At 65.3% G+C, this 24,786-nt stretch carries 22 protein-coding genes; 12 read left to right on the top strand and 10 right to left on the bottom strand.

Going from position 1 to position 24,786, the window contains the following annotated elements; translation table 11 throughout:
* Positions 1-658: 658 nt before the first annotated feature.
* The gene (locus LJ737_RS09460; protein WP_227765029.1) at positions 659-1,675 is read right to left on the bottom strand and encodes a transglutaminase-like domain-containing protein; all 1,017 of its coding nucleotides are present in this window, start codon (positions 1,673-1,675) and stop codon (positions 659-661) included.
* Between the two features lie 134 nt (positions 1,676-1,809).
* Here LJ737_RS09460 and LJ737_RS09455 point away from each other — a divergent pair, with 134 nt between their 5' ends.
* The 3 genes from LJ737_RS09455 (at position 1,810) to LJ737_RS09445 (ending at position 3,697) form a co-directional block, all read left to right on the top strand.
* Positions 1,810-2,673, top strand: coding sequence for a helix-turn-helix domain-containing protein (locus LJ737_RS09455; RefSeq protein WP_227765027.1), 864 nt, complete (start codon positions 1,810-1,812; stop codon positions 2,671-2,673).
* Between the two features lie 178 nt (positions 2,674-2,851).
* Complete coding sequence (locus tag LJ737_RS09450) at positions 2,852-3,271, top strand: DUF983 domain-containing protein (RefSeq protein WP_227765025.1); 420 nt, start codon at positions 2,852-2,854, stop codon at positions 3,269-3,271.
* Positions 3,272-3,373: 102 nt separating this feature from the next.
* The gene (locus LJ737_RS09445; protein ID WP_227765023.1) at positions 3,374-3,697 is read left to right on the top strand and encodes a hypothetical protein; all 324 of its coding nucleotides are present in this window, start codon (positions 3,374-3,376) and stop codon (positions 3,695-3,697) included.
* A gap of 79 nt (positions 3,698-3,776) precedes the next feature.
* On the opposite strand, the gene LJ737_RS09440 is transcribed toward LJ737_RS09445, so the two are convergent.
* Together LJ737_RS09440 and LJ737_RS09435 are read right to left on the bottom strand one after the other, a co-directional pair.
* The gene (locus LJ737_RS09440) at positions 3,777-4,046 is read right to left on the bottom strand and encodes a hypothetical protein (RefSeq protein ID WP_227765021.1); all 270 of its coding nucleotides are present in this window, start codon (positions 4,044-4,046) and stop codon (positions 3,777-3,779) included.
* A 90-nt stretch (positions 4,047-4,136) separates the two neighbouring features.
* The gene (locus LJ737_RS09435) at positions 4,137-4,886 is read right to left on the bottom strand and encodes a hypothetical protein (protein WP_227765019.1); all 750 of its coding nucleotides are present in this window, start codon (positions 4,884-4,886) and stop codon (positions 4,137-4,139) included.
* Between the two features lie 197 nt (positions 4,887-5,083).
* Here LJ737_RS09435 and serA point away from each other — a divergent pair, with 197 nt between their 5' ends.
* The 4 genes from serA to LJ737_RS09415 all read left to right on the top strand — a co-directional run bounded on the left by serA (position 5,084) and on the right by LJ737_RS09415 (position 9,433).
* On the top strand, positions 5,084-6,991 hold the full coding sequence (serA, locus tag LJ737_RS09430) for a phosphoglycerate dehydrogenase (protein ID WP_227765017.1): 1,908 nt from the start codon (positions 5,084-5,086) through the stop codon (positions 6,989-6,991).
* A gap of 2 nt (positions 6,992-6,993) precedes the next feature.
* Positions 6,994-7,587, top strand: coding sequence for a hypothetical protein (locus LJ737_RS09425; protein ID WP_227765015.1), 594 nt, complete (start codon positions 6,994-6,996; stop codon positions 7,585-7,587).
* A gap of 5 nt (positions 7,588-7,592) precedes the next feature.
* Positions 7,593-8,072: a hypothetical protein gene (locus LJ737_RS09420; protein WP_227765013.1), complete on the top strand. Its 480-nt coding sequence runs from the start codon at positions 7,593-7,595 to the stop codon at positions 8,070-8,072.
* Between the two features lie 128 nt (positions 8,073-8,200).
* The gene (locus LJ737_RS09415) at positions 8,201-9,433 is read left to right on the top strand and encodes a YHYH protein (RefSeq protein WP_227765011.1); all 1,233 of its coding nucleotides are present in this window, start codon (positions 8,201-8,203) and stop codon (positions 9,431-9,433) included.
* An 81-nt stretch (positions 9,434-9,514) separates the two neighbouring features.
* Here the strand turns inward: LJ737_RS09415 and LJ737_RS09410 are convergent, their stop codons facing one another.
* From LJ737_RS09410 to LJ737_RS09395, 4 genes are all read right to left on the bottom strand, one after another.
* Positions 9,515-11,134: a PA14 domain-containing protein gene (locus LJ737_RS09410; RefSeq protein WP_227765009.1), complete on the bottom strand. Its 1,620-nt coding sequence runs from the start codon at positions 11,132-11,134 to the stop codon at positions 9,515-9,517.
* A gap of 356 nt (positions 11,135-11,490) precedes the next feature.
* Positions 11,491-13,347: an FG-GAP-like repeat-containing protein gene (locus LJ737_RS09405; protein WP_227765007.1), complete on the bottom strand. Its 1,857-nt coding sequence runs from the start codon at positions 13,345-13,347 to the stop codon at positions 11,491-11,493.
* A gap of 326 nt (positions 13,348-13,673) precedes the next feature.
* The gene (locus tag LJ737_RS09400; protein WP_227765004.1) at positions 13,674-14,483 is read right to left on the bottom strand and encodes a ParA family protein; all 810 of its coding nucleotides are present in this window, start codon (positions 14,481-14,483) and stop codon (positions 13,674-13,676) included.
* A 97-nt stretch (positions 14,484-14,580) separates the two neighbouring features.
* Complete coding sequence (locus LJ737_RS09395) at positions 14,581-15,261, bottom strand: metal-dependent hydrolase (RefSeq protein WP_227765002.1); 681 nt, start codon at positions 15,259-15,261, stop codon at positions 14,581-14,583.
* Between the two features lie 88 nt (positions 15,262-15,349).
* Between LJ737_RS09395 and LJ737_RS09390 the strand changes: the two genes are divergently transcribed.
* On the top strand, positions 15,350-17,128 hold the full coding sequence (locus LJ737_RS09390) for an ABC transporter substrate-binding protein (protein ID WP_227765000.1): 1,779 nt from the start codon (positions 15,350-15,352) through the stop codon (positions 17,126-17,128).
* 71 nt (positions 17,129-17,199) lie between these two features.
* Here the strand turns inward: LJ737_RS09390 and LJ737_RS09385 are convergent, their stop codons facing one another.
* The 3 genes from LJ737_RS09385 to pyrG all read right to left on the bottom strand — a co-directional run bounded on the left by LJ737_RS09385 (position 17,200) and on the right by pyrG (position 22,518).
* Positions 17,200-18,489, bottom strand: coding sequence for a DUF6438 domain-containing protein (locus tag LJ737_RS09385; RefSeq protein WP_227764998.1), 1,290 nt, complete (start codon positions 18,487-18,489; stop codon positions 17,200-17,202).
* A 140-nt stretch (positions 18,490-18,629) separates the two neighbouring features.
* On the bottom strand, positions 18,630-20,465 hold the full coding sequence (gene yidC, locus LJ737_RS09380) for a membrane protein insertase YidC (RefSeq protein WP_227764996.1): 1,836 nt from the start codon (positions 20,463-20,465) through the stop codon (positions 18,630-18,632).
* A gap of 391 nt (positions 20,466-20,856) precedes the next feature.
* Positions 20,857-22,518: a CTP synthase gene (pyrG, locus tag LJ737_RS09375; protein ID WP_227764993.1), complete on the bottom strand. Its 1,662-nt coding sequence runs from the start codon at positions 22,516-22,518 to the stop codon at positions 20,857-20,859.
* 193 nt (positions 22,519-22,711) lie between these two features.
* Between pyrG and LJ737_RS09370 the strand changes: the two genes are divergently transcribed.
* The 4 genes from LJ737_RS09370 (at position 22,712) to LJ737_RS09355 (ending at position 24,779) form a co-directional block, all read left to right on the top strand.
* On the top strand, positions 22,712-23,242 hold the full coding sequence (locus LJ737_RS09370; protein ID WP_227764992.1) for a DUF4240 domain-containing protein: 531 nt from the start codon (positions 22,712-22,714) through the stop codon (positions 23,240-23,242).
* A gap of 76 nt (positions 23,243-23,318) precedes the next feature.
* Entirely contained in the window at positions 23,319-23,744 is a 426-nt protein-coding gene (arr, locus tag LJ737_RS09365) for an NAD(+)--rifampin ADP-ribosyltransferase (protein ID WP_227764990.1), read from the top strand.
* Positions 23,745-23,860: 116 nt separating this feature from the next.
* Entirely contained in the window at positions 23,861-24,211 is a 351-nt protein-coding gene (locus tag LJ737_RS09360; protein ID WP_227764988.1) for a nuclear transport factor 2 family protein, read from the top strand.
* Between the two features lie 172 nt (positions 24,212-24,383).
* Positions 24,384-24,779, top strand: a complete 396-nt coding sequence (locus LJ737_RS09355) for a RidA family protein (RefSeq protein ID WP_227764986.1) — start codon at positions 24,384-24,386, stop codon at positions 24,777-24,779.
* The last annotated feature ends 7 nt before the right edge of the window (positions 24,780-24,786 follow it).

Below are 24,786 nucleotides of genomic sequence, written 5' to 3'. Positions count from 1 at the left end.
ACACCACACCTGTTACCGGGTGCTCGGGCAATGGCTAACGAAGAACAAAAAACAGTAGTGCACCCGGCTCCGGTCGAGAAGTCTTCGGGTATAACATAAAGGATAAAGGGCACGTCACTACGCGGAGGGCGCGCACAAACATCCTGTCCCTTGCGAGGCTAGCGCCTAAGCCGCAAGTGCCAAAGGTCAAACCCAAAGCATTTGGGAGAATGCCTTGAGTTGTTGCGAGACAGGTGTGTAAAAAGGAGGTAAGCGGAGCGCGTAGCCGGTTTTCGACCGGGTGACGGCTGCAATATAGAACAACAGATTAAATCCGCGCAACTACCTTCTCTGAATTCTGCGGCTTCTGCCGCCGCTAGAAATCGAAGAGGGTTTTCATCCTTGGGGATTAGGCAACAGCAACTGCAGCCTCCGCCAGCACAGCGCCAAGACGTGCCCGTAGCAAGGGCCTGTGCATCATTGCAATCGGCGCGCCGCCGGTTTGTTTCGGCAATTCGTCCGCGTCTAGCTGGGTAATATTCTCCCAAACTCAACAGCAGGCGACAAGAAGCAGTCGGCCGGCGAGGAATCAACCTGCCCGCCACCTGGATTGAGGCAGTTGGTCAAACACACCCGTTGCGGCGCTCCGCGTGACGGTCGTTCAACGCCGCCGGGCGGGCTACTCCGTCGCGTCGCGGTAGCGGAACTGGTTCGTGAGGCTGGTGAAGGGCTGGCCGTCGACCTCGGCGTAGGGATACACGAAGTAGTTCAGCGGTTCGCCCTGCTGGCGAGGCGTCAGCGTCAGGTCGCGGCCGCGGGTCAGCTCCACGCGGTTTTCGTCGTGGTGGCCGAAGAAATACTCGCGCTTGTCGGGGTTCTTGGCGGCCTCAGAGGCATCGATGGGCACCCAGCCGGTTTGCTTGGTGTAGAATTCGGCCCAGCAGTGGTAACCTTTGACCTCGCCCGCGCCGCGCTCCGGGGGCAGCGGAAAACCGATGCTGAAGCGGGCCGGAATGCCCAGGGCGCGGCAGTAGCCAATGAAGAGGGCGTGGAAGTCGGTGCAGTTGCCGCGGCGCGCATCGCAGGCGTAGTAAATGTCGCCGCGGCCCCAGCCCTGCCCGCTCTTGTCGTACTTCACGGTGCTCACCACGTGGTTGTAGATGGCGCGGGCCCGGTCGAGGTCGGTGCGGGCGCCGGCTTGGGCCGTCACGCGCAGGGCCCACACCCGGATGGAGTCGTCGAGCGGCACGAGGCGGTCGGGGGCCAGCCAGCGGCTCAGGTTGGGGTCGTCGGGTTCCTGGGCTTTCTTGCCGCCAGCCACCTTGGGCAGCAGCGGGTTGATGTGCTCCCGGCGCGTGACCTGGCAGTGCAAGGCCACGGCAAAGGGCTGGGCCGGCGCCGGGCTCACGCGCAGGTGCAGCATCTTGTTGCCGTACTCGCCGGTGCGCACCTCGTAGGGGTACGGCGCGTCGATTTTCAGCTTGGCCACGTCCTGCGAGGCATCGTCGTGGGGCACAGGCAGCCAGAGGTCCAGGGCCTTGGCGCCGGCCGGCGCGGCAGCCACGGTGGTCTGGTAATCGAAGGCAAACGTGCGCACGCGCGGCACGATGGGCGAGGCGGCAGTGAGCATCAGCAGGGAGGCAGCGGCGGCAAGCAGCCCGGCCGGGCGCGGCGTAAAACGAACGAGCAAGGACATATAACCTGGAAACGGCCAGCAGCCCGCCGGGTTTGGTCCGAGCTGCCAGCCGGCAAAGGTACGGCCGCCGCGGGGCTAGTTCAGCGCGGAAAGCCCCGCGGGCCGCGGGCTTTCCGCTATTTTGCCGCCCGCCGATGAAACCCACCGCCCCGCCCGTTCTTGCGCTGACCTCGTTTCCGCCCTCCGCCGGGCCGCAGTCGTACTACGTGGCCGGGCTGGCCGAGCACCTGGCGCGCTTTCCGCACGTGCGCGAGCCGCACGCCCACGACTTCTACCTGCTCATCTACGTGTCCGAGGGCGCAGGCACCCACACCATCGACCAGGTCACCTACGAGCTGCGGCCGGGCAGCCTGTTTTTTGTGGCGCCGGGGCAGGTGCACCACTGGCAGCTGCCGCCCGAGGTGCAGGGCTACGTGGTGTTTTTCAGCGCCGAGTTCTACCTGTTCCGCTACCCGGGCCAGCGCCTTTACGAGTACCCGTTTTTCGACGGGGTGCACCCGCCGGTGCTCTACCTGCCCGCCGACGAAGCGGAGCTGCGGCCTCTGTTGCTGCGGCTGCACGCCGAAACCCGCGCGGCGGAACCGCCGCAGCCCGAAGTGGTGCGGGCCTATCTGCTGCTGCTGCTGGAGCTGGCCACCCGGCACTTTGCCGCCCCGGCCACCGGCGGGGCGGCGCTGGCCCAGCAGCAGATCCGGCAGTTTGGGGCTTTGCTCAACCAACACTACCGCCAGATGCGCACCGTGCAGCAGTACGCCGAGCTGCTACACCTGACGGCCAACCACCTGAACGCGGTATGCCGCCGGGTGCTCAACAAAACCGCCAGCGCGCTGATTCACGAGCGGGTGGTGGTGGAAGCCCAGCGCCTGCTCACGCACTCGGCCCTGACGGTGGCCCAGGTGGCCGACGAGCTGGGCTTCGACGACCCGAGCTACTTTGGGCGCTACTTCCGCAAGTACAGCGGCCACTCGCCCGAAGCCTACCGCCAGCAGCACCGGTAATTTGTACCAGAACGCCCCGCAAGCAGTCCACAACGGCCGTGTACCGCCGCAGTAATTTTGCCGTAGAACTTCAGCACCACCCCGCGCCGCGCGCCGCAAGGGCCCCGGTGGTGCTGGTTTCGGCCGCCGCGACGCTTGCTGCCCGGTGGCCTCCCTCCCACTCAACTTCGCTTTTGCTATGGCTGCCGTTGATTCTTCTACCCTGGCGCTGCTGCGCCTAAAGTGCCCCCACTGCCACGAAGGGGACCTGTTTTCGACCTCCGCGTTTAACGTGACCAAGTTTGCCCAGATGCCCGAGCACTGCCCCGTGTGCGAGCAAGCCTACGAGCCCGAGCCGGGTTTCTACTGGGGGGCCATGTTCGTGAGCTACGCCTTCACGGTGGCCATTTTCGCCGTTTCGGGCGTGTTGCTCTACTACCTCGCCGGGGACCCGCCCCTGTGGGTGTACGTGGTGACGGTGGGCCTGGCCGCTCTGGTCACCACGCCGCTGGTGCTGCGCTACTCCCGCGCCCTGATGCTCTACCTTTTCGGCGGCGTGCACTACGACCCGCAGTGGCGGCACGGCCGCTCCACCGCGCGGCTGTCCACCCAGGGCTAAACCGCGGGCCCCAACCTCTGCAGCCGAGCTTCGTTTAAGGGCTAGTTCGCCGCCGAATTTCTAGCGGCCCTTGTTTCACCCCAACCTGAAACTGACCTAGCCATGAAGAAGCTCCTCGTATTTGCTGCTCTGCTGGCCGCCGGCACCGCCGCCCAAGCCCAGACGCGCACCACCACGACCACCCAGCAAACCACCACCACGCCCGCCACGACCACCCCGGCCCCGGTAATCGTGCAGCCGGCCACCCCGGCTCCCACGACCACCGAAACCACCACCACGACCGTGGAATCGACCACGACGGGCGGCGGCACCGGCCTGCAGACGCAGTCGGGCACCGGCGTGACGCAGGGCACCGTGACGCCCCGCACCGACGACGCAAAAGTGAAAGACAAGCGTCGTAAGTCGAAAGCCAAAGTCGACAACTAGGCCCGGCTAACGGGCTTAACTGCCAACGGCCCGACGTACCGCAATGGTGCGCCGGGCCGTTGCATTTCAGGCGGAGGGCTTAGTAGTAGCGGTAGCGCACCACCGGGCGCGGATGCACCACGGCGGGCCGCGGACGAACCACCACGACCGGCGCCGGCGCGTAGGCCACCGGCCGCAGGGGCCGCAGCACCACGGGCGCGGGCACCAGCACTACCGGGCGCGGCGCGGGCCGCAGCACCATCACCCGCGGGGCGGGCCGGCGGTAGTACACGCGTTGGGCCTGGGCGGGCAGCGCCGCGCACGTGGCCAAAAACAGCGTAGCGGCGGCAATGACGGGGCGGAGTGTCATGGGAAAGACCGGTTAAGGTGAAACATCAACGAGTTGCTTTCCTTGGAGGGTTGGTGCGCCGCCAGGTTTAATGGCCGCCTCCGTGCCGGGTTAGAACAGGCGGTAGACCACGCCCAGGCGCCACACCTGGCTGTAGGCTTCGTTGGCGCCGCCCACCCAGCCGCTGCGGTAGTTGGTCAGGCCGTGCGAGTAGCTGGCGGCCAGCCCCACGCGGTGGTAGTAGCCGGTCAGGTCGAGGCGTAGGCGGGTATCGAGGCCGGGCTGCCCACGCTCCAGGTCGGTGGTGAAGCGCTGGGCGCTGGTGGTGGCAAAGCCCTTTTCCTGGCAGTGCAGCAGCAGGCCTAGGTCGAGGCCGGCGGCGGCGTCCAGGCTAAGTGGCCCCAGCCCGAAGCGCCGGCCCGCGTACGGGTGCACGTTCACGAAATCATGAATCAGGTTGGTATGCCCGCGGGCCTCTTCGAGCACGTCGCCGCCGGACCATACCAGCACGTTGTTGACGCGGCTGCGCAGCCGCTCGTAGCCCGCCTGCAGGCCGAACAGCACCTTGCCGCGCGTGACGCGCTGCTGCTGCAAGGCCGCCCCGTAGGCTACGCCCGGCAAGGCGCCGTAGGGGTTGTTGGTGTAGCCGTTGCTGGAATTGGAGCGCACATTGATCATGGATTCGCGCGCGGCCGAGGCCCCGCGGAAATTGAAACCAGTCGACGTCAGCAGCGCGGCGCTTTCCCAGGTCTGGGCCTGAGCGCCCGAGCTCAGCCCCAGCGCGGCCGCGAGCAGCAGACCGGCGGCCACGGGGCGCAAATGGGGGGTGGCGGTGGTCGGATGGGGGTACGAATGCAGCATAGAAAAAAACGATAAAGGGGAATACCAGGCCGTGGGTTAGGCAGTCGGCGAGCGGGGCAGGCCACAACCGCCGCACGCCGGGCCGGCGGCCCGCGTAGGGTAGAGTCCGGCGCGCGGTGGAACGTTGCACCCCGCCGCGTTTTGCGGTAATTTTCGAATGGGGGCTGCCGCTGCGCATTCTGCCCGATATTGCGGCCATGACTGCACCTGCGCCCTTACCCTTTCTGGTAATCGACTTCGATAGCACGTTCACCCAGGTCGAAGCCCTGGACGAGCTGGCCGACATTGCCCTGCGTGGCCGCCCCGAGCGGGCCCAAGTGGTGGCCGACATCAAGGCCCTGACCGACGCGGGCATGGACGGCTCCCTCTCCTTCAGCGAGTCGCTCAAGCGCCGGATTGCCCTGCTGCCCGCCCGCCGGGAGCACCTCGACGAGCTGGTGCAGCACCTGCGCGGCAAGGTGTCGGAGAGCATCCGCCGCAACCAGAGCTTTTTCCACGAGCACGCCCCGGGCCGCATCTACATCGTCAGCAGCGGGTTTCGGGAGTTCATCGTGCCGGTGGTGGCCGAGTTTGGCATTCCGGCCGAGCAGGTGCTGGCCAACACCTTCACCTTCGATGAAGCCGGCAACATCACCGGCTTCGACCCCACGAACCCGCTCAGCCAGGACGGCGGCAAAATCCGGCAGTTGCAGCAGCTGGGCCTGGAAGGCGCTGAGGTGTACGTGCTCGGCGACGGAATCACGGACTACCAGATCCGCGAGGCCGGGCTGGCCAACCGCTTCTACGCCTTCACCGAAAACGTGTCGCGCCCGGCCGTGGTGGCCAACGCCGACCAAGTGGCCCCCACCTTCGACGAATTTCTCTACCAGAACAAGCTTCCGATGACCCTCTCCTACCCCAAGAACCGCATCAAGGCTCTGCTGCTCGAAAACATCGAACCCACCGCCGAAAAGCTGTTCCGGGAGGAGGGCTACCAGGTGGAAATCGTGCCGGGCGGGCTGGACGAGGAGGAGCTGATGCAGCGCATCGAGGGCGTGAGCATCCTGGGCATCCGCTCGAAGACGCAGGTGACGCCGCGGGTGCTGGAGCGGGCCAACCGCCTTATTGCCGTGGGCGCGTTTTGCATCGGCACCAACCAGATTGACCTCACGGGGTGCATGCAGCGCGGCATTGCCGTGTTCAACGCCCCGTTCTCGAACACCCGCTCGGTGGTGGAGCTGACCATCAGCGAAATCATTTCGCTGGCCCGGCGCCTGCCCGTCAAGAGCGAGAAGATGCACCGCGGCGAGTGGGACAAGTCGGCCGCCGGGGCCTTTGAGGTGCGCGGCAAGAAGCTGGGCATCGTGGGCTACGGCAACATCGGGGCCCAACTCTCGGTGCTAGCCGAAAACCTGGGCATGCAGGTGCTGTACTTCGACATTGCCGAAAAGCTGCAGCTGGGCAACGCAGTGAAGTGCCGCACGCTGCAGGAGCTGCTGCAGCAGGCCGACATCGTGACCCTGCACGTGGACGGGCGTAAGGAAAACACCAACCTCATCGGCGCCGAGGAGCTGGCCCAGATGAAGCCCGGGGCCCTGCTCATCAACAACGCCCGCGGCCACGTGGTGGACGTGCCAGCCCTGGCCACCGCCCTGCGCAGCGGCCACCTCGGCGGCGCCGCCGTCGACGTGTTTCCCTACGAGCCCAAAACCAACCACGAAACGTTCGAAAACGAGCTGCGCAGCCTCCCGAACGTGCTGCTCACGCCCCACATCGGCGGCAGCACGGCCGAGGCCCAGCGCAACATCGCCGAGTTTGTGCCGGAGCGCATCATGCAGTACATCAACACCGGCAACACCCAGCAGAGCGTGAACCTGCCCAACCTGCAGCTGCCGGCTCAACAGGAAGCGCACCGCCTCATCCACATTCACCACAACGTGCCCGGCGTGCTGGCCCGCATCAACAACGTGCTGGCCGAACACCAAGTGAACATCCTCGGCCAGTATCTGAAAACCAACGAGCACATCGGCTACGTGATTACCGACGTGAACCGCCAGTACGACCAGGACGTGATTCAGGCCCTGCGGGTGGTGGAGCATACCATCAAGTTCCGGGTGCTGTACTAATAATGACCAAAAAGCAAACCCACGGCCAACGCGCCCGGCAGTACTGGCGCGAAGCCCAGGCCGCCGGCAATACCGCGCTGGCCGCGGATTTTGAGCAGGTGCTACACGGGCTGGAGCAGCCCCGGGCCAAGGCCATCGGCCTGCTGATGAAGCGCTTGAACGCGACGCCTCACCAGGAGGTGAAGTATTTCATCAGCCGGGTCTTTGAAAAGGCGAAGGACGAACGGGTGCTGCGGCCCCTGCTGAAAGCTATTGCCGACCCCGGCAACACGGGTTTTGCGGCCAATTTCATTTGGGCCTGCAGCTCCTACGACTGCACCAAGCACCTGCCGTTTTTTGTACGCCTGCTGCTGCGCAGCACCGACCCCGGCGAACCGGCCTTGGCTTGCCTGCATGTGCTGGATAACATGAAAGGCCCTTTCCAGCCAACCGTGCTAAAAAGAAGCGTCGCACAGCTGCTGCGGCGCCGCGGGCCGCAGCTGGTACCCGATGCCGACGTGCATCAGTTGGATGAGCTACTTACCACCCAAGCCGCTTACATTCTGCTCGACAAGTATTTCACCCAGCTCAACCGCGAGTACAAACAGTCCCGCTAGCCTTCATGATGCCCTTCACGTTGCCTCCGGCGCCCACTCCTCCCCTGCCCGCCTGGGCCGAAGCCCGCTGGCAGGCCGCCGGCCTGGGCCGCACCTACTCCCGCAAGGCCTACCTGCAGCCGGCCACGCAGCAGGCAGATTTCGACGGGGACGGCAAAACCGATGTGGCCGTGCTGGTCGTCGACCGGCGGCAGCGCCGGGGTATCGTGGTGCTGCACCAGGGCGCGGCCGCGCCGGCGGTGCTGGGGGCCGGCCACCGCTTCGGCAACGGCGGCGACAATTTCGACTGGCTCACGGAGTGGAAGCTGTACAAGGCAACCTCGGCGGAGGCCACCGTCACCACTGCCGGCGGCGACGTGGCGGGCACGCGCCCCGTGCGGCTGCGCCGGCCGGGCCTGCTCATCTTGGCCACCGACGAGCAGTATAGCGGCGGGCTGGTGTACTGGGACGGGCGGCGCTACACCTGGCTGCAGCAGGGCGACTGAGGCGTGGGCATACGCGCCGTTGGTCGGTTCACGCTAGCTTTCCGTCGATTAGGCACGCGGCGGCGGCGGCGCGCCCGTAGCTTCGCCGGGCCGGCGACAACGCCGCTGCCGGCGCCATTCCCCGCCGCATGCCCAAATACCTCTACGTTCTGTTGCTGCTGTTCCCCGCGCTAGCCCGGGCTCAGGTTACCCCCAACGTCAGCGCCTGGATTGTGAATACCACCGGGGCGGCCGGCTTCAACGGCATTCCAAGCAACGTGCAGCGGGTGCAGTACTCGGCCGGCAACGTGTACGTGACGTGCACCGGCGTGCCGAGCTACACCATCGGGCCCTGGCCGAACAACCCGAACACGGCGACCAACCAGAACTTCGTGTTCAAAATCACCCGTACGCCCCAGCCCAACGCGGGCACGCCCACCGCCACGCCGCTGGGCCACTCGGGCCTCTGGAGCAACGGGGTGAGCATGTTCAACGCCCTGGATGCCATGAGCTATAACAACCAGGGCGTGTGGAACCAGAACGCCGTGGTGGTGGAAGGCCCCAGTTTCGACAGCTGCCTGGGTCACCCGGCCGGCAACGGCGAGTACCACCACCACCTGAACCCGCGCTGCCTTTACGACGACCACGACAGCTCGCGCCACTCCCCGCTCATCGGCTTCGCCCTCGACGGCTACCCCATCTACGGGGCCTACGGCTACGCCAACGCCAGCACGCCGGGCCCGGTCAAGAGCATGCGCACCGCCTACCGCACCCGCAGCCTCAGCGCCCGCACCACGCTGCCCAACGGCACGGTGCTCAGCGCCAGCCAATACGGCCCGCCGGTATCCACCACCCGGCCGCTGGGCTACTACGTGGAAGACTACGAGTACGTGGCCGGCCGCGGCGACCTGGACAGCCACAACGGCCGCTTCTGCGTGACGCCCGAGTACCCACAGGGCACCTACGCCTACTTCGTGACCATCAACCGCCTCTACGAAGGCGCCTACCCCTACACGGCCGGCCCGACGTACTACGGCGTGGTGCCCGCCGGCGCCATTGGCCCCACTTCCGGCCACGCTACCGTCACCGAGCCGGTGACGACCTACGTGGTGACGGCCAGCTTCGCAGCCACCGGCGTGCGCATTCAGGCCTACCCCAGCCCTGCTACCAGCACCCTTACGGTAATGCCCGACGGCGGCACGGCCAACGACCTGCGCGCCAGCCTGCTCACCAGTCTGGGGCAGCCCACCGGCCTGAGCGCCGCCGTGCACCCCGCCGTGCCGCACACCTTCGACGTATCCGGGCTGGCCGCCGGCGTGTACTTTCTGCGCATCGAGGGGGCCGGCACCGCCGCCGTGGGCCGGGTACTCGTCACGCACTGAGGCCGGCCTACGAACTAAAAACGCCAACGGCGGTCCTGAGCAGGGCCGCCGTTGGCGTTTTCTATGGAAGGTTTGCGGGGCTTACTCGCCGAGCGGGGCGGCCTCGGCCGGGCGCACCTTGCGCAGCTGCAGCTGCTCGCGCGTGGTCACGGTGCCCACGGTCATGCGCAGGTTGTAGTCGCCCGGGGGCAGGCCGGTGAAGTCCAGGGTCTGGTGGTGCAGGCCCGCGTTCTGGCGGCGGTAGTCCGACACGCGCACCGGGGCGCCGCTCTGGTTGTAGAGCACCCAACCCATGGGAATGGCCTCGGGCAGCTCGTAGCGCAGCTGCACCACGCCGTTCGAGGGGTTGGGGTAGATGCTCATCTTGTTGGCCCCCACGCCGGGCCGGGCGCCGGCCATGATGAGCGGGGCCGGCTCTTCGTCCTGCACCGGCGTGAGCTTCCACATCTGGCTTTCCTTGCCGCTGTAGCGCCATTGCACGGCCCCGTCCACCGAGTCGCGCACCGAGAGGGCCTTGTTGCTGTGCTTGGCCAGCAGCTTGTAGTAGCCGTGCTCGGTGGGCTCGATGCGCCAGAGCTGGTTGTTGCCGCTGTAGTAGGTCCACACGTTCATCGGCGTGCCGTTGGAGGTCGACGAGCCGAGCACTTCCAGCACTTTGTTGTTGCCGGGCACCAGCAGGCGATAATAGCCGTTGCCCAGGCTCTCGATGCGCCACTGCGGAGCGCCCTTGTTGGTGTCGGTGGTGGTCAGGCCGGCGGCTTGGTAGGCGCGGCTGTTGGGGCGGGCCGGGTCCACCACTTCCAGCGGCTTGCCAGTGGTGCGCGAGGTGAGCACGTACACGCCGGGCTCCACCGCAACGGGTGCGTCGGCCTCGGCTTTGGCCTGGGCGTCGGCCTTGGCTTTGGCGGTAGCCTCCGCTTTGGCTTTGGCCTTGGCTTCGGCTTCGGCTACTTTGGCGCTGGCCTTATCGGCTTTGCTTTCGGCCTTGGCCACCTTGGCTTCGGCCTTGTCCACTTTGTCTTCGACTTTGGCCTCGGCCTTAGCGGCCTTGGTTTCGGCTTTGTCAACCTCGGCGCTGGCCTTGGCTACGGCCTTGGGGGCGGGGGCCGGCGCGGGCGCCGCTACCGGGGGAGTGGCCGTGGGCATGCCGGGGCCTTCCAGCGGGTAGAGGTAGCTCGTCGGAATAATTTGCGGCGCCTGACCCGGGCCGGCCCAGAGCAGCTGCAGGTGGGCGTCGCCGTCGGCTTCGGCAAATTCGAGCTTGATGGTGGCTTTTTCGCCGGCCGCCAGCCCTACCGAGCCTTCCCCGTTCTTCTTTTTGCCGTTGAAAGTATCCAGCACAATTTTGCCGTTGATCCAGAGGCGCACTTCGTCGTCGGTGCGGGCCACGAAGCGGTAATTGCCGGTGCCGGGCGAGGCCAGCATGCCTTCCCAGCGCACCGAGAAGTTGTCTTGCGGAATGCCCGGCGCGGGTACGCCCTGGTTCCAGCGAAAATCCAAGCTCGGGTCGACGCGGCGCAGCACGGGCGCGCCGGCCAGCGTGCCGTTGGTGAAATACGAAGCCGTCAGGCCGGTGCCGATGCCCTGTACCGGGGCGGCCAGCGCCGCCGGCGCAAGCGTCGGGCCGCTGGCGGCCGTGGTCAAAAAGGCATTGCCGGAGCTGATTCCGGCGAGCAGCGAGCAGAGTAGAAGTCTACGCACGGCAGGAGAATTAGAGGTGGTACCGCTGGCCGCGGGGCTGAAGCGGCCGCTGCTCCCACCCCGCAGTGGCGGAGCAGGGCAAGCGGTGGGTTGAATCTACGGCTTATCAGCCAGCCATGCCAAGTTTCGGCCCCGCCGCCCCCCACCTTTTTTCATATTTTCCCGGCTGAGCCTAACTGCATCGGGGGCCTGTGCTAACCTGCGCGACGGCCAGGGCCCGGCAGTAGGCTGGGCGCTGGTCATGCTGGCGGCTCTTTCGCCGGCGAGCGGGGCCGGCTCCGCAGTCTACATGCCGCCGCCCCGCCGTCGTCCGGAGTTGAACGACGGCGGGGCGGCAACCGATGAGGCAACAGGATTTAGCGGCGCACGAGGCGCTGCACGGTGGTGGTGCCGGCGGCCGTGGTGAGGCGCAGCACGTAGATGCCGGGCGTCAGGGCGGGCAGGCCGCTCAGCGGCTGGGGCGTGGCTTGCAGCTGCAGTTTAGCGCTGAAGATAGGCTGGCCGGCCAGGTTTAGCAGCTCGGCGTGGGCCGCCTGGGGCTCGGTGCCGGCAGGAAGCGCCACGTAGAGCGCATCCACAAAGGGATTGGGGTAAGCGGCGGCGCCGGGGCCGGCCACGGTGGCTTGGGAGCTCACCACCACAACGGCCGAGTAGTCGGTGGTGCCGTCTTGGTCGACCTGGCGCAGGCGGTAGTAGCGGGTGCCGGCGGCGCCGGCGTCGAGGAACTGGTAGCTGCGGGCGGTGGTACTGTTGCCGGCGGCGGCTACTTCCCCCACCGTCGCGAAGATTTTGCCGTCGGCGGAGCGCTCCACGTAGAAGGCGGCGCTGTTTTTCTCCTGGGCGGTAATCCAGCTCAGCTTCACGCCGGCCGGGGTAGCTTGGCCGCCGAAGCTGGTCAGAACCACGGGCAGGGGCGTGGGCGTGGCAGCCACCTGCTCGAAGCGCATAACGGCGCCGTCGTTGCTGCCGATGGCCAGGTCTTCTACCCCGTCGCCGTCCACGTCGCCGATGGCGGGTGCGGCGTAGTTGTTGTCGGTGCCGGCGGTGCCGACTTTGATGGCCGTGTTGGTATTGGTGTAGGCCACGGTGCCCAGGTCGTTGAAGGCCACGCCGTTGGTGACGCTTTGCTCGTAGCGCTGCACGTAGCCGGTGCGGGTGCCCACCAGCAAGTCAATTTTCCCGTCGCCGTCGAGGTCCGTCACCTGGGGCTTGGAGGTATTGCCCACGTCGATGGTGGTGCCATTGGCCAGCTTCAGGTAGGAAAAAGCGGCGGTGGTGCTCGTGGTCAGGGTCGAGAACTTGCCGGCGTTGGTCGTGTTGTCGAGTTGCTCGAAGCGGGCCAGCATGCCGTTGTCGTCGCCCACGATGAGGTCCAGCTTGCCATTGCCGTCGAGGTCCGTCACCACCGGGCGCGGGTAGTTGTAGCCCATGTCGATGTTGAAGAAGCTGGTCGGGGTGTTGGTATAGCTGGCCGTCAGCAGCTGCTGGGCGCCGAAAGCCGTGCCGCCGGCCGTGGTCTGCTCGTAGCGGGCCAGCGTCTGGTTGGTGCCCGTACCCACGATGAGGTCGAGCAGGCCGTCCCCGTCGAGGTCGGTGGCCGTGGGCTTGGCGTAGCTGCCCGCCGTGCCGGCCACGGTGGTAAACACGGTGTTGCCGGTGGTGTTGGTCAGGTTCACGCCCGCGCCGAAGGTGCCGGCCGCGCTGTTGAAGGTGTAGCTCTTGATGGTGCCGTCGGAGTAGCCCACCAGCAAGTCCTGCGCGCCGTCGTTGTTCAGGTCGGCGAAGGTCGGGGTGGAGTACTGCCCGGCCGTGGTGCCCGCCGCGGCAATAACCGCCGCGGTGCCCACCTGCGGCAGGTACACGCCGGCCGAGGTGCGGGTGGCGAAGAGCACGTTGCTGCTCACCGCGCTGGTCGACACGCCGCTGACGGTCGACACCAGCAGGATCTTGCCCGAGCTGGCCGCGGCCGGAATTTTCACCGTCACCTGCGTGGTGCCCTTCGACACGATGGGCATCGGCTGCCCGTTCAGCAGCACGGCCGAGGTGTTGCCCAGGGCCAGGCCGGTGATGGTAATCTGCGTGCCCGTCACCCCGCCCTGGGGCGAGAAGCTCGAAATGGTTTGAGCCTGGGCGGCGGTGGCCAGCAAGCCCAGGAAACCGGCCAGAGCAGCGCGGCGGATGGAGGACGAAGCGGAGGCAAAAACAGGGGCCATGATGAGCAGAAGAAGCAGTGGTTGAGCGGCATCCGGCGGCGTCTCGCGCCCTTATCTCCGGTTGACTGAGCCAAAATTAGGTGGCCCCTCCCCCGCCCAACCGGGCGTTTCGGCTGGGGCCCGCCCCCTCTGTGCGAACGGTGGCTTTTGCTGGGCAAACGGTGAAACGCCTCCCGGTTGGCCAAGCCCACTGCTGCTTCCGTTCCCGGGTCCGCCAATCAGCGGTGCCCGCGTGGCAAGGCTTGGCGTCACGTTCTACCCTCGCGCCGGCTCATAAAAAAAGCCCCGGCGCTGGCCGGGGCTTTCGGGTTTCACGTTGGCGGTGCTTACGCGGCATCGTCTTCGGCGTAGGCGCCTTCGCCGCCGGGCACCACGTTCTTCTCCACGATTTCGCGGGCTAGGTTCAGGTAGCTGATCGAGCCCTTGCTCTCGGCGTCGTGCAGGATGACGGGAATGCCGAAGCTCGGCGACTCCGACAGCTTCACGTTGCGCGGGATGATGGTGTCGAACACGAGCTGCTGGAAGTGCAGCTTCACTTCCTCCACCACTTGGTTGGAGAGGCGCAGGCGCACGTCGTACATCGTGAGCAGGATGCCCTCGATTTCCAGCTGCGGATTCAGGCGGCTCTGGATGATCTTGATGGTGTTCAAGAGCTTGCCCAGGCCCTCCAGGGCGAAGTACTCGCACTGCACCGGGATGATAACCGAGTTGGCCGCCGTCAGGGCATTCACCGTGATGAGGCCCAGCGAGGGCGAGCAGTCGATGATGATGAAGTCGTACTGCTCCACGATGGGGGCCAGCGCGGTTTTCATCTTCTCCTCCCGGTTTGGCAGGTTGATCATCTCCACTTCGGCCCCGACGAGGTCGATGTGGGAGGGCATCAGGTCGAGGTGGGGCAGGATGTTGGTCGGCAGGATGATGTCCTGGGCATTGATGCCGTCGACCATGCACTCGTAGATGCTGTGCTGAATGTCCTTGGGGTCGAAGCCCACGCCGGAGGTAGCGTTGGCCTGCGGGTCGGCATCCACCAGCAGGGTGCGGTATTCCAGCGCCGCCAGGGAGGCCGCGAGGTTGATGGACGAGGTGGTTTTGCCCACGCCGCCTTTCTGGTTAGCTACCGCAATGATTTTGCCCATTTCTTTCTAGTTGACAGTGGTCAGTTGTCCGTTGTCAGTCTACAATTCAGTTTTCGAAGGTAAGAAACTGCCAATTGACAACGCGCAACGGACCACTTTACAAATTAATCTTCTGCCCGATGGTCGGCAAAATGAGTTCGATGCCGGCCGCCTCGGCTTTGCGCAACGCCTCCGCGTGGTCGATTTTGATGACCGGGAAGGTATCGAAGTGCATGCCGATGACTTTCTTGACGCCCACCCACTTGGCGGCCGTCAGCGCGTCGTCGATGCCCATGGTGTAGTTGTCGCCGATGGGCAACAGGGCCACGTCAAGCTTGTGCTGCTCGCCGAGCAGCTTGAGGTCATAGGTCAGCGCCGTGTCGCCGGCGAAGTACAGGTTGCCCTCGGCCGTTTCGAGCACGAAGCCCGCCGCCAGGCCGCCGTAGGAGCCGTCGGGCAGAGAGGAGCTGTGCAGGGCGGCCACCATCTTCACCGAGCCGAAGGGCAGCTTCACCCGCCCGCCGATGTTCATTTGGTAAGTGGCCTTCAGGCCTTTTTGGCCGAACCAGCCCGCCACTTCGGCTATGGCCACCAGCTCGGCGCCCGTGCGCTTGCCAACGGCTTCGGCGTCGGCGACGTGGTCCCCGTGGCCGTGGGAGAGCAGGATGTAATCGGCTTCGATTTCGTCGACCTTGATGTCCTTGGCCAGCGGATTGGGGCTGATGAAGGGGTCGAAGAGCAGCCGGGAGCCGGCGACTTGCAGGCCAAAGCTGGCGTGGCCGTAGTAGGTGAGTTCCATGCGACGAGTTTTAGCTGCGTAGTACGGCCGCGGCGGCCCGCGGTTTTCGGCGTACTTTGCTACAAATATACACCTCTTTCCCGTTCGCATGCCCCGCTTTTTAGCCCGTTTGGGCCGCTTTCAGGGCTCCTCAGAATCAGCTGTTTCGGCCATTGCGGCCCGGCAAACGCCGATTTTCCCGCGGCTTTTCCGCTTGCCGTTCAACGGCCGTGCCCCCCGCGCCGCGGGGCTCGGCCTGCTGAGCCTAAGTTTTTTAGCCAGCTGTGGCTCAGCCGATAAGCCGGCCGACGCGCGCCGGGTGTTTCGCTACAACCAGCCCGAGGCGCTGACCTCGCTCGACCCGGCTTTTTCGCGCAACCAGGCCAATATTTGGGCCGTCACCCAGCTCTACAACGGCCTCGTCGACCTCGACGACTCGCTGCGCCCCGCCCCCGCCCTGGCCCGGCGCTACCAAATCAGCCCCGACGGCAAAACCTACACCTTCGTGCTGCGCCCGGGCGTGCACTTCCACGACTCGGAGGTATTTGCCGGCGGCAAGGGCCGGGAGGTGAAGGCCCAGGACGTGGTCTACTCCTTCCGCCGCATCCTCGACAAGCCCACGGCCAGCCCCGGCGGCTGGATTTTCCGCGGCAAAATTCTGGAAACGCCCGACGGGGAGCCTTCCGACACAGCCTTCGTGGCGGCGAATGATTCCACGGTGCGCATCTACCTGAAGGAGCCGTTCATCCCGTTTTTGGGCATTCTGACCATGCCTTACGCCTACGTGGTGCCGCGCGAGGCGGTGCAGCGCTACGGCAAAGACTTCCGGGAGCATCCGGTGGGCACCGGGCCGTTCGTGTTCAAGCGCTGGGACGAGGGCTCGGCCATCGTGTACCACCGCAACCCGAACTACTGGCGCCGCGACGCCAAGGGCAAGCAACTTCCCTACCTCGACGCGGTGCAGATCAGCTTCATTGCCGACCGTAAATCGGAGTTTCTGACCTTTCAGCAGGGCAAGCTGGACTTCCTTTCAGGCATCCGCGCCGGCTCCCGCGACCTGATTCTGTACCCCAACGGGCAGGTGCGCGAGGATTTTGCCGGCAAGTTCCGCTTCGAGAAGGTGCCGTACCTGAACACGGAGTACCTCGGCTTCCAGCTCGACCCTACCAACCTGCGCGGCCCCGCCAACCAGCCCGCCCTGCGCGACCGGCGCGTGCGCCAGGCCCTGAACTACGCGCTGAACAAGCCTGAGCTGCTGGCTTACTTTCTCAATAACGTAGGCGTGCCCGGCGCCTCGGGCTTCGTGCCGTCTTCGCTGCCCTCTTACAGCGAAAAGGAAGTGCCCGGCTACTCGTACCAACCCGCCAAAGCCCGGGAGCTGCTGCGCCAGGCCGGCTACGGGCCCGCCAAGCCGCTCGCCCTCACGCTGACCACCGTGGCCGAGCGCAAGGAAGTGTGCGAGTACCTGCAGAAAAAGTGGGCCGAGGTGGGCATTCAGGTCGGCATCGACGTGAACCAGTCGGCGGCCCAGCAGGAGGTCGTCGACAACGGCCGGGTGGGCTTCTTCACCAAAAGCTGGCTGGGCGACTACCCCGACGCGGAAAACTACCTGGCCCTGTTTTACAGCCCCAACTTCAGCCCCGCCGGCCCGAATAAAACGCACTACAAAAACGCCGAGTACGACAAGCTCTACGAGCAAGCCAAGCTGGAGCGCGACGACCGCCGCCGCTGGGCCCTCTACCAAGCCATGGACCGCCTCGTGGTGCGCGACGTGCCCGTCATTCCGCTCTACTACGACCAAGTGGTGCGCCTCACCCAAAACAACGTGCACGGCCTCACCCCCAACCCCATGAACCAGCTGGTGCTGGAGCGGGTGTGGAAAGACTAACTTCCGAGTGACTCCCGACGCAAAACGGCCCGGCTAGCTAGCCGGGCCGTTTTGCGTCGGGGCAAAGCCGCCTAGCGGTCCGGGTTTACGCCCCCGCTCACGCTGTCGACTAGGTTGCCGACGTAATTGAGCAGGCCCATCAACTCGCCCGGAGCGCCTTCTTCGACCTGCACCGTTTTGCCGGGCTGGCCCGGGCGGTTGTAGGTCAGGTAGGTCGAGGGCATGTCGGTGGCCCCGCTCACGTACTGGTCCTGAAAGTTGCTGAAGCCGATTTCATCGGCCCGGCGCATCATTTCGCGCACGGCGTCGGCGGGCAGCTGCAGCTCGTAGGTGCCCACTTTGGCCACGTTCCGGTAGCCCACATAATGCACGCGCCCGTCGGCGTAAATCGAGGCTTCGAAGTGCGGGCAAGGTCCCAGGCAGGGCGTTTTGCGCAGCACCAAAACAGGAGCGCCGGCCGCTTGGGCCGGCGCTCCTTGGTTTACTCCCAACGGCGTCTTTTCTGCTCCTTCCTCTACGCGTCCTCGGCGGCGCGGCCCGGCGCCCTCCGACTCGTTCTGCGGTGCGGGCTTGGGTGGCGCCGTGGGCAGCAGGTCGGGCTCCTTGGTTGGCTCGGGAGCCGCGGGAGCCTGCTCGCTGTGGCTCGGCGCGGGCTTGGGCGGGGCCGTCGGCAGCAGCTCAGTACCGCTGGCGGGCACGGCCTCGCCCTGCGGGGCGGAGGTCGGCATGGGCTTGGGCGGCGCGGTCGGCAGCAGGTCCGAGTCCTTTTCCTTCACGGGCTGGCGCGTCGGGCCGGGGCTGGGGGCCTGCTCCGGCATGGGCTTGGGCGGGGCCGTGGGCAGCAAGTCGGGCTGCTTTACCGGCGGCTGACGCGTGGGCCCCGGGTTGCCGCTTTGGCTCGGCATGGGTTTCGGGGGCGCCGTGGGCAGCAAGTCGGGCTGCTGCCGTACGGGCTGGCGGGTCGGGCCGGTAGTGGTGGTCTGCCCGGGAATGGGCTTGGGCGGGGCCGTCGGCAAGGTGCCGCCGCCGGCGTTGGGCGGGGTCGAAGGGCCGGCTCCCGAGCCGCCCGAGTGGCCCGGGCCGGAGCCGCCGCCGTGCCCGGTACCGGGCGTGGTGCGCACCGGAGGCGTGCGTACCGGCGGGTTGCGCACGGGCGGCGCCGTGCGGATGGGTGGCTGGGAAGTGGGGCCGGGCACCACGACCACCGGCCCGGGCTGGGTGGCGGGGTAATCGTAGTCGTAGCCGGGCTGGGGCGGAGCTTGCTGGTAGCGCGTGCCGCCCACGTAGTAGTTCACGGAGCAGGCCGAGAGCGAGCCGAGCAACAGGGCCCCGAGGGCCAACGGAAGTAAGTTTGCGCGCATAGCGGTTGTAGAGGGAGAAGGGATGCGGCTGGCTTTTTCCAAAAAGCGGACCAACACTGCAAGTTGCTAATATTCGACTACAAAAAAGCCCTTCCGCAAGGCGCGGAAGGGCTTTTAACTACTTGAGGCAGAAGCCTAAATTATTTTTTCTTGGACTGCTGGCCGCTTTTGCGGGCTTCGGTTTCGCGCTCCTGGGCGGCCTTCATGGCCTCAGCCAAGCGGGCCTGGAAGCCGGCGGGCTTCTTGTCCTTGTTTTTTTCCTTGTTGGCCTGCAGCTGGGCGTGCAGCTTGTCTTCGTCGACGAAGCGGCGAGTAATAGCTTGCTGGGCGAAGGTCACCACGTTCGACACGAAGTAGTACCAGGTCAGGCCGGCGGGGAAGTCGTTGAGCACGAAGAAGAAAATCAGCGGCATCAGGTAGCTGTACATCTTCATCGGGCCCTGCATGGCCGCCGGGTTCATCTGGTTGCTCTGCCAGGTCATCAGCAGGGTGCTGATGGTCATCATCACCGTGAACAGGCTGATGTGGTTGCCCAGGAAGGGCAGCGTGAAGGGCAGGATGATGGGCGCGTCGTAGGTGCTTAGGTCTTTGGCCCAGAGGAAGGACTCCCCGCGCAGCTCGATGGCGTTGGGGAAAAACTGGAACAAGGCGAAGAGAATCGGCAGGGTGGCCAGCATGGGCAGGCAGCCGGCCAGCGGGCTGGAGCCGGTGCTCTGGTAAAGCTTCATGGTGGCTTGCTGCACGGCCATCTGGTCGTCGCCGTGCTTCTCCTTAATCTCGTCGATTTCGGGCTTGAGCACCCGCATCTTGGCCTGCGAGAGGTAGGACTTGTACACCAGCGGCCACAGCAGCGTCTTCAGGAACACCACCAGCAGCACGATGATCAGGCCGTAAGAACTGATGTACTGCTCCAGGAAGTTGAACACCGGGATGACCAGGAAGCGGTTCACGTAGCGGAACACGCCCCAGCCCAGGTACACGTTGCGCTCGAAATGCGGCGCCACGTCCTTCAGCACCCGGAAGGAGTTCGGGCCGAAGTAGTACTGAAAGCTCGCCCCCTGCTCCGACTGCACATCGGCGGCCGGAATCTGCAGGGTGCTCTGCATGGTCTTCAGGTACGACGAGTCGGCGGCGTTGACGTTGGTGTTGAACTTGCCGCTCGGGAAAGGCTTGTCGGCAATCAGGCCGGCGGTGAAGAAGTCGTGCTTGTGGCCGATCCACTTCACCGCGCCGGGGGCCGTCTGCTCCTCGGGCTTCTCGCTGGCCTCGGCAATGGAGCCCAGGTCGTCTTCGGCGAGGTAGTAGTTGATGGTCGAGTGGTTGCGGTTCTGCTTGGCGCTCTGCTCAGTCTGGCGCACGTGGTCCAGCCAGGTGTAGGTCAGCGGCTCGGCCGTCACCAGCCCGTTCAGGTTCTGGAATTTCAGGTTGTAGCCCAGCTGGTAGGAGTCATCAAACAGCGTATAAGTCTGCTGAATCTGCTGGCCGGGGCTCAACTCAGCCGTCAGCTGCACGCGCTGGCCCTTCTTGCCGTTTTCCGTCACCGGCGTCACGGCCGAGGGGCGGAAGTAGAGGCTGCTGAGCTTCACGCGGCGGCCTTCCGAAGTCGGCACTTGCACGTCGATGTCGGCGCTCTGCTTGTCGAGCAAATACAGCGGCTGACCGGTGAAGGTCTTTTCGCCTTCGAGCAGCACTACCTGCGGGCGGCCGCCGCGGGTGCTCAGCATCACGCTCACTTTGCTGTTGCGCAGCTCCACATTCTGCTCCTGGCCCTGGCCGGCGGCGGCAAAAGCACCGAGCAGGCGCGCGGTGGCGGCCGAGTCGAGCGGGACGGGCGCGGCGGCGGGTTTGGCGGCCGCCGCAGCGGCCGGTTTCTCGGCCTGCTTGGCTTGTTCTTCGGCCTTGGGCTTGAAGAAGAACAAGTACGCCAGCAGCAGCGCCGAAATGAGCATGAGGCCCGTGGCCTGATTCTTATCCATGAATGGATTAGGTATTGGGTAAAAAGCAGTTAGCGCCGCCTACGCAGTTCAGCGCCACCAAATGGAGCCGCAAAAGTACGTGGTAATCAGCGAAGTGACTGCACCCTGCCTGAACTGCGCAGCCGGGCCGCGTCTGCAACAACCGGGCGCGGCCAGGGGGCTATGCCAAATTGGCCGCCGAGAGGGCTGCGCATTGGTAAGCATCCGCCAAAAAAGAGCGTTAACACCAAAGCGTTAACAGCAGAACGTCATTCCGAGCTTGTCGAGGAATCTCGCGTGCTGACGGCCGGTAGCGTATTTCTCGTTCAACGAGAAGTTTACTATCCGGCTAAACACGCGAGATTCCTCGACAAGCTCGGAATGACGTTCTGCTTACCGTTGTGGTGGCCGCTTACGCCACGGCCACCTGCTGCTTGTGGTGTTGAATGGCGGCGCGCACGAAGCGCACGAAAAGCGGGTGCGGGTTCTGCACGGTGCTCTTCAGCTCGGGGTGGAATTGGCCGGCCACAAACCAGGGGTGGTTGGTCAGCTCCACCATTTCCACCAAGCCGGTGTCGGGGTTGGTGCCCGAGGCCACCATGCCGGCGGCTTCGTACTGCTCGCGGAAGTCGCCGTTGAACTCGTAGCGGTGGCGGTGGCGCTCCTCGATGCGGTTTGTGCCGTAGGCCTTGGCCGCTTTCGAGCCCTTGCGCAGCTCGCACACGTAGGAGCCCAGGCGCATGGTGCCGCCCTTCTGGGTGATGGTCTTCTGCTCCTCCATCAGCCCGATAACCGGATACGGCGTCTGCGGGTCCATTTCGGTGGAGTTGGCGCCGGTCAGGCCCAGCACGTTGCGGGCGAATTCGACCACGGCGCACTGCATGCCCAGGCAGATGCCGAAGAAGGGAATGCCCGACTCGCGCACGTAGCGGATGGCGGCCAGCTTGCCCTCGAAGCCCCGCTCGCCGAAGCCCGGGGCCACCAGCACGCCGTCGGCGCCGTGCAGCTGCTGAGCCACGGTTTCGGCCGTGATGTGCTCCGACTGAATCATGCGCACCGTCACCTTGCACTCGTTCTGCGCCCCGGCGTGCACGAAGGCTTCCAGGATGGATTTGTAGGCGTCGGGTAGCTCCACGTACTTGCCCACCAGCGCCACGGTAACTTCCTCGGTGGGGTTTTTGAGGCGGCCCAGGAAGTCTTTCCAAGCGTCGAGGTCAGGGTCGGCAGCCCCGCCCACGAGCTTCATCTTCTTGATGACGCGCTCGTCGAGCTTTTCCTTGCGCATGAGCAAGGGCACGGAGTAGATGCTGTCGGCGTCAAGGCTTTCGATAACCGAGTTGACCTGCACGTTGCAGAACAAGGCAATCTTCTTGCGCATCTCGGCCGGAATCGGGTGCTCGGAGCGGCACACCAGGATGTCGGGCTGCAGACCGGCTTCGCGCAGGTCGCGCACCGAATGTTGGGTGGGCTTGGTCTTGAGCTCCTTGGCCGCCGCCAGGTAGGGCAGCAGCGTGAGGTGAATGACCAGCGAATCGGTGGGCGGCAGCTCCCAGCGCAGCTGGCGCACGGCCTCCACGAAGGGCAACGACTCGATGTCGCCGATGCAGCCGCCGATTTCGGTGATGACCACGTCGAACTCGCCTTTCTGGCCCAGCAGCAGCATCCGGCGCTTAATCTCGTCGGTGATGTGCGGGACGACCTGCACGGTCTTGCCGAGGTAGGCACCCTCGCGCTCCTTGCGAATCACCGAGTCGTAGATGCGGCCGGTGGTCACGTTGTTGGCCTGCGAGGTGGGCACGTTCAGGAACCGCTCGTAGTGGCCCAGGTCGAGGTCGGTTTCGGCCCCGTCGTCGGTCACGTAGCACTCCCCGTGTTCGTAGGGGTTGAGCGTGCCCGGGTCGATGTTGATGTAGGGGTCGAACTTCTGGATGGTGACCCGAAAGCCGCGGGCTTGCAGCAGCTTGGCCAGGGAGGCCGAAACGATGCCTTTGCCCAGCGAGGAGGTCACGCCGCCCGTGACAAAAATGAACTTGGCCGTAGTGGCAGCCGTGGAAGTGGGGGTTCGGTCTGGCATAACGGGAAACAAAGGTAGGGAAAGAGTTGGGCAGACCCGTGCTCGGCCAGCCGACTCGGTGCTTTTCCTTTTCCCGACTGCTAATTCCGCAATCGGCCATCCCGTGCGCTAGCAAGTTTGCCTATGTTCACCGCCAAATTTGGCCGCCGTCTGCAACAGCCCCCCGAAAAAAAGCCCCAACCGAATGAACGCCATGCCCACCGCCGCCTTCTGGCAGCTTATCGACCAGGCCGCCGCCGCCACTCCCGCCGACCCCGATGCCAAGGCCCAACACCTGATCGGTGCTCTTGCCGCCCGGCCGCTGGAAGACATCATCGGCTTCGAGCTGACGCTACGCCGGTTTATCATCGAGGCGGACGACTACGGCATCATGGCCGCGCAGAAGATTATCGACGGCTACGTTTCCGACGACCCCTACCTCTACTTCCGCTGCTGGCTGATCGGGCAGGGGCAGGCCGTGTTCACGGCGGCCTTGCAACACCCCGACTCCCTGGCCGCCGTAGCACCGGGCCCCTACGAGTGTGACTTTGAAAGCCTGCTGCTCGTGGCGACCAAGGCCTACGAGCAGCAAACCGGCCGGGAGGAAGACGAGACGTTTCCGCGCGCGGTAGCCCGAGGCCAGGGCCTGGATTATGACTTCCTGGCCCCGCCGACCACCGGGGCCGATTGGGAAGAGGAAGACCTGCCCAAGATGCTGCCGAAGCTCTGGAAGAAATTCCGGTAGCCCGGGTTGCCGGGCCATCCATCCTACCAGTACGCGTTCCGCACAGCCCCCATCACGAACACTTCCACCCTGAAAGATGGCAGACGAGACTACCGCACCTACGCCCACAACCGTGCTGGACGAAGGCCCCTTCTACCACGGCACCCGGGCCGATTTGCGAATTGGCGACTTGCTGACCGCTGGGTTCAACTCGAATTACAAGCCCGAAATCGTCATGAACCACATCTACTTCACGGCCTTGCCCAACGGGGCGGGCTTGGCCGCGGCCCTGGCCCAAGGCCCGGGGCCCGAGCGGGTGTACATTGTGGAGCCGACGGGCAGCTTTGAAAACGACCCGAACGTGACGGACAAGAAATTTCCGGGCAATCCAACGCGCTCCTACCGCAGCCAGGCGCCGTTGCGCATCGTTGGCGAGCTGACCGACTGGCTGCGGCAGACGCCGGAGCAAATCCAACACTGGCGTGAGCTGCTGGCCAAGAACAAAGGGGAAATTATCAACTGAGCCCGTAGCGGCGCCCTCTCGCTACTGTATCATCGGCGAGCCGCAACCGGCAATGCAGTTCCGCTGTTTTCCAGGCCGTCTTGCGTACTGTTCTTACCACCTTAGCCAACTAGTTTATGCCCGCTGCCGCCAACAAAACCACGCTGGAACAGGCCAACGCCGCCCTTACCACCGGCGACACCGAAGGCTTCCTCGCGCACTGCACCGACGATACGGAGTGGACCTTCGTGGGCGAGCAGACGCTGCGGGGCAAGCAGGCCGTGCGCGCGTGGATGGCCACGGCGTACCAGCAGCCGCCCCGGTTTCGGGTTGAACGACTGATTGCCGAGGAGGACTTTGTGACAGCGCTGGGCACCATCACTTTGCCCGACGCAAGCGGGGCCGCCGTGGAGCACGCGTACTGCGACGTGTGGCGGTTTCGCGACGGAAAAATGGCCGAGCTACGGGCTTTCGTCATCAAGCCCTAGCCCCCCCCGCGCTGCCGGACATAGCGGCCCCCGTGCTTGCTGGTTTCGGTGCCGCGCCCGTTTGCCGCCAGGAGTTGCCGCTGCCGCGTCGTAGTATTGAACTGGCTTCCCAGTGCGCAAGGCTGCTACCCCACCGGGCAACCAATTCATACCCGATAATAGCCCGAAAATCATGGACAAGCAGGCAGTAAATCCGTGGCAATGGCAGGATAATTTCAGCTTTTCCCAGGCCGTAGCCGTGAGCGGCGGCACGCAGACGCTGTACTGCGCCGGGCAGGCCGCCATCAGTGCCGAAGGCCAGCCTCTGCACCCCGACGATATGGCGGCTCAGCTCGGCCTGGCGCTTGCCAACCTGGAAACGGTGCTGCACCAGAGCCGCTACGATTGGCCTCACGTGGTCCGCCTGACGGTCTACACGGTTGATTTCGACCGGTTGTTTCAGCACTACGGCCTGCTCGAAGCCAAACTGGCCAACACCAGCCCCAAGCCGGTTGTCAACCTGCTCGGTGTGAACCGCCTCGTGTTTCCTGAGTTGCTGGTCGAAATCGAAGCCACGGCGGTCAAGTAGCCCGGGC

The sequence above is a fragment of the Hymenobacter sp. 15J16-1T3B genome, assembly GCF_020711235.1.
Lineage (GTDB): Bacteria > Bacteroidota > Bacteroidia > Cytophagales > Hymenobacteraceae > Solirubrum.
Note: the sequence above shows the minus strand (reverse complement) of the source record. Positions and strands in the feature narration are given on the sequence as shown.